Origin of the sequence: Pseudomonas fungipugnans (genome assembly GCF_029955235.1) — a bacterium.
Taxonomy (GTDB): domain Bacteria; phylum Pseudomonadota; class Gammaproteobacteria; order Pseudomonadales; family Pseudomonadaceae; genus Aquipseudomonas; species Aquipseudomonas fungipugnans.
This window is the reverse complement of the sequence record NZ_JARBWL010000001.1, coordinates 690,147-697,755: the sequence shown is the minus strand read 5'-3', so window position 1 is coordinate 697,755 and position 7,609 is coordinate 690,147. Positions and strand designations below refer to the sequence as shown.

1 protein-coding gene is annotated in these 7,609 nt (G+C 63.1%); it reads left to right on the top strand.

All coding sequences use genetic code 11. The features are described 5' to 3' along the window. Window positions 1-31 precede the first annotated feature (31 nt). Complete coding sequence (locus POF45_RS03020; RefSeq protein WP_282315014.1) at window positions 32-7,606, top strand: SDR family NAD(P)-dependent oxidoreductase; 7,575 nt, start codon at window positions 32-34, stop codon at window positions 7,604-7,606. Window positions 7,607-7,609 lie beyond the last annotated feature (3 nt).

Here is a 7,609-nt window from a genome sequence, read left to right as displayed (position 1 = left end):
GTAAACCAGGACGGTAAGGGCATTCAGAACAATGAACAACACGTCGAACGATGCACATGACATCCGCCTGCCTAATCAGCGGCCCACTCAGCAACAGCCGACCACGCCGGCGCCACGCACCCGGCGGCAGATCGGTGAAGCACCACAAGGCAACACGCCATTGCCAGCGCCGACTGCCAGGGTGGCGATTGTCGGCTTTTCCGGACGTTTTCCGGGCGCCGACAATGCCGAGCAGTTCTGGGAACTGCTGATAGAGGAGCGCTCGCAGATCAGCGAGCTGCCCTATTGGCATCTGCCGGGTATTGCCGAGCGTGCTCACCTGCGCGAGACGTTCAGCTGCCCAGGCGGTTTCATCAACGACCCGACCGCTTTCGACGCTGACTTTTTCAAGATTTCCGCCCGCGAAGCCGAGGCCATGGACCCACAGCACCGGTTGGTGCTGGAGCAGACCTGGGCCGCTTTCGAAGACGCCGCCATCTGCCCGCACACCCTGCGCGGTAGCAATACCTCGGTGTTTATCGGTGTCTCTTCCGCCGACTACAACGGCCTGCTGGCCCGTTCTGAAGCCGGGGCGCACGACGCCACGGGCAATGCGCACTCGATCATCGCCAACCGCATCTCCTATCTGTTCGATTTCCACGGCCCCAGCGCGCCCATCGATACCGCCTGCTCCAGTTCGCTGGTGGCCATCCACAAGGCCGCGCAGTCGATCCTCAATGGCGACTGCACGCTGGCTGTCGCCGGCGGGGTCAATCTGTGTTTTGAACCGATGGTGTTCGTCGGTGCGCTCAAGGCTGGCATGCTCAGCCCCACTGGGCGCTGCAAGGCCTTTGCCGCCGATGCCGATGGCTATGTGCGCGGTGAAGGCGTGGGGGTGTTGATCCTCAAGGACTATCAGCAGGCACTGGCCGATGGCGACAACATTGTCGCGACGATTATCGGCTCGGCGGAAAACCATGGCGGCCACGCCAACTCGTTGACAGCACCCAATCCCCGGGCCCAGGCCGACCTGATCAAACAGGCGTGCCGGGGCATCGACATCAACAGCCTCGGTTACATCGAAGTCCACGGCACCGGTACACGCCTGGGCGATCCGATCGAGATCAGCGGACTGAAGCAGGCCTTTGCCGAGCTGGGCGCGAACGCCGGGCAGCGCTGTTACCTTGGTTCGGTGAAAACCAATATTGGCCACCTCGAATCCGCCGCCGGCATTGCCGGGGTGATCAAGACGTTGCTGGCGCTCAAGCAGGGTTATCTGCCCAAGAGCCTGCACAGCGAACAGCTCAATCCGTATATCGACCTGGCCGGCAGTCCGTTCGAGGTGTTGCAGGCTGGCCGGCAGTGGCCGCAGTCGTTCGACCGTCAGGGCAACAAGGTGCCGCGCCGGGCAGGGGTCAGCTCGTTCGGGTTTGGCGGGGCCAACGCCCATGTGGTGCTGGAGGCGGTTGAATCTGTTCCTGCTGTGACGGAACAAGGGGGCGGCGCAACGATATTTCCGCTGTCGGCCAAAACCCCCGAAGCGCTTCGGTCGCGGGTTGAGCAGTTGATCGATTTTCTGCAACGCCAGCCTCAGGTGGCGCTGGCGGATCTGGCCGCCAGCCTGCAAATGGGCCGTGAGGCCATGGAATACCGGCTAGTGATCGCGGCGAACAGCCGCGACAGTCTATTGAGCCAACTGCATGCCAGTGGCCCCGGTGAAGACGGCAAATCTGCCAGCAAGATTGCGCCGGATGAGGTGCTTCGGGCCCTGCAACAACAGGATATCGAGAGCGTGCTGACGCTGTGGTGCCGGGGCGCAACCGTGGACTGGCGTCAGCTGTATCAACACGGCCAGCCGCGCCGAATCCCGTTGCCGACTTACCCCTTCAGCCGCGAGCGGTACTGGATCAGCGAAACGCCTGCGGTCCAGCACAGGGGCGGGGCGTGGCTGCATCCACTGGTGCAGCGCAATACCTCGGACCTGGCAGGACAGCGCTTCAGCAGCCGGTTCGACGGCAACGAATGGTTTTTCGCTGAACATCGGGTCAACGGTCTGAAGATCCTGCCCGGTGTGGCTTATCTGGAAATGGCCAGGGCGGCGCTTGAACGGTCGCTGGCCAATGAGCGCGCAGTGGTGCGCCTGAAGAACATTGCCTGGCGCCAGCCGATGCGCCATGACGGCGGTGAGCTGGCCATCGACATCGAGCTGGCGGAGCAGGACAACGGCGAGATTCGTTTCGAGATTCGTGACACAACGGCCGACGGCCCGAGTTACTGCGCCGGTGTGGCCGTGGTTGGGGCCGCCGAGCGTCTGGCGCCGCTGGACCTGCAAGCCATCGCTGCCGCCACGAACGAGCAACGACTGGCGCCAGCGCAGTGCTACGAGATTTTCGGCGAGATGGGGCTGGAATACGGCGAACACTTTCGCCGGATCAGCGCGTTGCAGGCGGGCAATGGCCAGGTGTTGGCCAAGCTGGTATTCGCGGACGAAGGCATTGAGCTCGGCCTGTCGCCCGGCCTGCTCGACTCGGCGTTGCAGGCGGCATTGGGCTTGGCGCTACTGGAGCCGACCCGGTCGCAACAGCAGCGCCAACCATTGGTGCCGTTTGCGCTGGACTCGGTGATTGTTGGCGAGCTGAACCTGCTCAACCAACCCTGCCATGCGTGGGTGCGCTACAGCGCCAGCCACCAGCCGGGGCGTATCAATAAGCTGGACGTGGACATTTGCGATGAGCAGGGTCGCATCGCACTGCGCCTGCAAGGTTTTTCGTCGAGAAAACTTGAGCCGGCCGCCACGCCCATGCTGGCCATGACACCGGTCTGGCGTGACAAAGAACTCGTCAACACGGCTCAGCGAAACTACGCCCGGCAGGTGATGGTGTTGGCCGGTGCTCCATCCGTTGACATGGACCCACTGGCGGGAGCAAGCGAGCAGATCCATATCGAGCGCTTGCCCGTGGTTGCGGATGACCCCGCTATCGCGCTGCCCTTGCTGGCCGGGTTCCTGATCGACCTTTTGAAAGGCTGCCCTGCGGACACGCTGGTGCAACTGGTTGTTGCCGACCTTGACGAAACCACCCCGGTCCTCGCCTCGTTGCTGGCGTTGCTCAAGACCGCAAAAAACGAAGGACTGATCGCTGCCGCCCAATCCATCGAAGTGCGCGGCAGCCTCTCGGGGCAGTGGCTGATCGACAATGGCCAGCAGGACGATGAGCGTGTTCGTTATCGGGACGGTCAGCGTCAGGTGGCGTCCTGGCAGGAAACGTCGCTGCCGGAGGCTGAAGCCACGCCATGGCGCGATGGCGGGGTCTACCTGCTGACCGGTGGCACAGGCGGCCTCGGCTTGTTGCTGGCCGAAAGCATTGCCCGGCAGGCGCCGGGCGTGAAGCTGATCCTGGCCAGCCGTTGCGCCAGTCAACTTCCAGCCGAGGTCAGCGGGCGAATCGAGGCGATCAAGGCACTGGGTGCCGAGGTGCGGGTTGAAGCGCTGGACGTCGTCGACCCAGGAGCAGTCGAGGCGCTGATCGCACGATGCGAGCAAACGTTCGGCACGATCAACGGGATCTTCCACTGCGCCGGCATCACCCGCGACAGTCGGCTCAAGAACAAAAACGAGGCCGACCTGGCAGCGGTGCTGGCGCCCAAGGTGGCGGGCGTGCTGAACCTGGATCGGGCCAGCGCGCATCTGCCGCTGGATTGCTTTGTGCTGTTCTCGTCGGTCAGCGCCGTGATCGGCAATCCGGGGCAGGGCGACTATGCGCTGGCCAACGCGTTCATGGACGAGTGGACGGGCTGGCGTAACCGCCAGACCCAGGCCGGCCACCGTCAGGGCCGTACCCTGGCGATCAACTGGCCGCTGTGGCGCAACGGCGGGATGCAGATCGATGCTCAACGCGAGCAACAGATGATCGAGCTAACCGGGATTCAACCCTTGAGTGACAGCGGCGGTCTGGATTTTTTGCGTCGGGCCTTGGCCGATGCTCAGGGTGCCGAACGCTGGATGGTGCTGGAAGGGGACATCGCCCGGATCAAGACGTTTATCGCCGGCCAGTGGCCTGAGCCGCCAGTGGCGCCAATGACCCCAGCGCCGGTCGAGGCGGCACCCTTGGCGCAAACCGTGGAGGGCGACCTGAACGCATTGGCGATCCGGCATTTCAAGCAACTGCTGTCGAAAACCCTCAAGCGTCCACTGGACAAGATCGACGCTGATGGCTCGTTCGAGCGCTACGGGGTCGATTCGATCATGCTCACCGAGCTGACCAGCCAACTGGAACGTACCTTTGGCTCGCTGCCCAACACCCTGTTGTACGAACACCAGACGGTGCGCGAGCTGAGTACGTACTTCATCCAGCAGCACCCTGCAATGATGCGGCAGTTACTGGTGCCCGAACCGGCAAGACGCAGCACGTCCAGCGAAGCCGCGCCGCCGATAGCCAAGGCACAAGAGCCTCGGCGCCAGCACAGCCGCCGTCAACCGCAACTCACCGAGCCCGCGGCCAGCAACAGCCGCGACCTGGCGATCATCGGTATCAGCGGCCGCTACCCCGGTGCCGAAAACCTGGAAACGTTCTGGCAGAAAATCGCTGGCGGTGAAGACCTGATCAGCGAAGTGCCGACCGCGCGCTGGGATCATCAGGCGTACTTTGACGAAGCACGCGATCGCTTCGACAAGACGTACTGCAAGTGGGGCGGCTTTCTCGACGGGGTCGAGGATTTCGATCCGCTGTTTTTCAACCTCTCGCCCCGAGAGGCGCAGATCATCAACCCCAATGACCGGTTGTTCCTGGAAACCTGCTGGAATTTGCTGGAAAGCGCAGGCATCACCCGGCAGCAGGTCAAGCAACGCTATCAACAGCAGGTGGGGGTGTTTGTCGGCGTGATGTACCAGCAATACCAGGCCTTCGAGTCGGATCTGGTCCGCGAATCGCTGGTGTCGGTGACGTCCTACAGCGCGATTGCCAACCGGGTGTCGTATTTCTTCGATTTCCAGGGGCCGAGCCTGGCGATCGACACCATGTGCTCTTCGTCGATCTCGGCGATCCATGCCGCTGGCGAAGCGCTGCGCAATGGCGATTGTCGGCTGGCGATTGCCGGTGGCGTCAACCTGACCCTGCACCCGAAAAAGTACATCGGCCTGAGCGTCGGCCAGGTGCTGGGCAGTCATGCCGGCAGCCGCAGCTTTGCCAACGGTGACGGTTATCTGCCGGCCGAAGGCGTCGGCGCGGTGCTGCTCAAGACCCTGGCTGACGCCGAGCGCGATGGCGACCCCATCCTGGCGGTGATCAAGTCGACCACCACCAACCACGGCGGCCACACCCATGGCTTCTCGGTGCCGAGCGCCAAGGTGCAGGCGGCGCTGATCGAGCGCAACTTCAAGCGCGCGGGAATTGACCCGCGCACCGTCAGTTACGTCGAGTCGGCGGCCAATGGCTCGGCGATGGGCGACGCCATCGAGCTGAGTGCACTGAGCCGCATTTTCAGTGAAGCGGGGGTTGCCCGTCAGTCCTGCGCCATTGGCTCGGTCAAATCCAACATCGGCCATGCCGAAGCGGCTTCGGGCATGTCTGCGCTCAGCAAGCTGGTGCTGCAACTGCAACACCGGCAGCTGGCGCCGTCTTTATTGCTCGGTCCGCTGAACCCGAAGCTGGACTTTGAACACTCACCGTTCGTGCTGCAACGCACGCTGGCCGACTGGCCTCAGCCGGAGGTCGAGATCGACGGCGTGCGGCAATCCGTTCCCCGTCGGGCATCGCTCAGCGCATTTGGCGCCGGGGGTTCCAATGCCCATCTGATCATCGAGGAATATCCTGAAGCGCCTGCTACCCATGCGGCGCAGGAAGAGGGTGATGAAGTGCATATCGTGCCGCTGTCAGCCAACAGCAGCGGCTCGTTGCAGCAGGCCGTAGCAAGGCTGGCGCGCCATCTGGATGCCCATCCGCAGGTTCGGCTCAAGGATCTGGCCCATACCCTGCAAACCGGTCGGGAAGCGATGCCGCTGCGGCTGGCCTTGCGGATGAGCGACACGGGCGAGTTACGCAGGGTATTGGCCGAAATCCTGCGAGTGCTGGAGCAGGGCGAACCGATGACCGCACTGGAAACACTGGATTTGCCGCTGGCCTTTGGCAACGTCGACGAGGTGCCGGCAGCGCTGGCCAGTCTGCTGTCCGGCCCGGGTGCAGCGGCGCTGAGCAACGGTCTGATTGCCGCCAATGACCGGCAACAACTGGCGCTGCTCTGGACCCAGGGCGGCGAGATTGCCTGGGACCAGCTTGCGCGAAATAACGGCGCACGCCTGATCACCTTGCCCACCTATGGTTTCGACAAGCAGCGCTACTGGCTGGAACAGTCAGACCAGGCGTTGCATGAGGAGATCACGCAGCCGAGCCAAGCCAGACCGGCAACGGGCAAACACCACGACACCGCCGCCGAACAGGGCCTGCGCCTGCTGGCCGACTTGCTGGGCATGCAGCCCAAAGATCTGTCGCCCGCCAAGCCACTCAACGCCTACGGCGCCGACTCCATCGTCATGCTGCAGTGGGCCATGCAGGTGCAAGCGCAGATTGCTCCCGGTCTTACCCTGGCCGACATCCAGCAGTGCCTGACCCTCGGTGACGTCCTGCAATTACTGACCGGAAACGCCAAACCTGCCAGCGTCAAAGCGCCCGTGCTGCCCCCAGAAATCATCGGCCTGTTAAGCGGTTCGACGATCCGCTTCCCGGAGTTGCAACGACTCAATCAGGTGCAACATGGCCGGCCGGTGTTCTGGTTCCATGGCGCCCTGGGTGGCAGTGAGATCTATCAGGGCCTGGCCCAGCACATTCAGCGCCCGTTCTTCGGGCTTCAGGCCCGAGGCTGGATGACCGAACGCGCGCCGTTGCAGGGGATTCAGGCGATGGCGGCCTATTACGTCCAGGTCATCCAGTCGGTTCAGCAGCAGGGCCCGTACGATCTGGGCGGCTATTCGCTGGGCGGCATGCTGGCGTATGAAGTGACCCGGCAGTTACAGGAACTGGGGGAAACCGTCGCCAGTCTGGTGATGCTCGACTCACCGGACGTGACCGGCGAACGCACCGCACGCCTGTGCGACAGGACCCGCCTGTTGCAGACCGTCAACATGTCCTTGCAGATGACCCTCGGCCAGACCCCGGAGCGCTTCGCCGAGGTGTTGATCCACCGCGACGAGATCGATCTGTCGCTGCCGCCGGCAGACTATCTGCATCAGTTGACGGCACTGGCCCGGCAGCGGGGCCTGAAGACCAGTGACGAGCGTTTGCAGCAGCTCATGGCACAAGTCACGCAGATCCAGCAGGCGTATCAGGTCGAGCATTATCGAATCCAGCCATTGCCCAAGGCCTCGGACGTCGCCTGCTATTACTTTCGCAATGCCAGCGGTTTGTGGATGGGTGAACTGGAGCCGTTTTTCTCCACCGACAGCCAGGAGTTCGCCGCTTTCAACCACGCCGATTACTGGCAGGAGTGGCAGCGGCAATTGCCCAACTTCGAGATGATCGAGGTGGCGTCGGCCAACCACATGACGTTGCTGACCCAGCCGGAAGTGTTCAGGGTGATCGCGCAATTCTGCGCGTCGCTGTATGGCGAAAAGCGGGTGGAGAATGCTGTTGGATAACGT

Bases quoted from the DNA above. Each gene is read 5' to 3' on its own strand.
- POF45_RS03020 (WP_282315014.1), top strand. From the start codon at position 32: ATGAACAACACGTCGAACGATGCACATGACATCCGCCTGCCTAATCAG.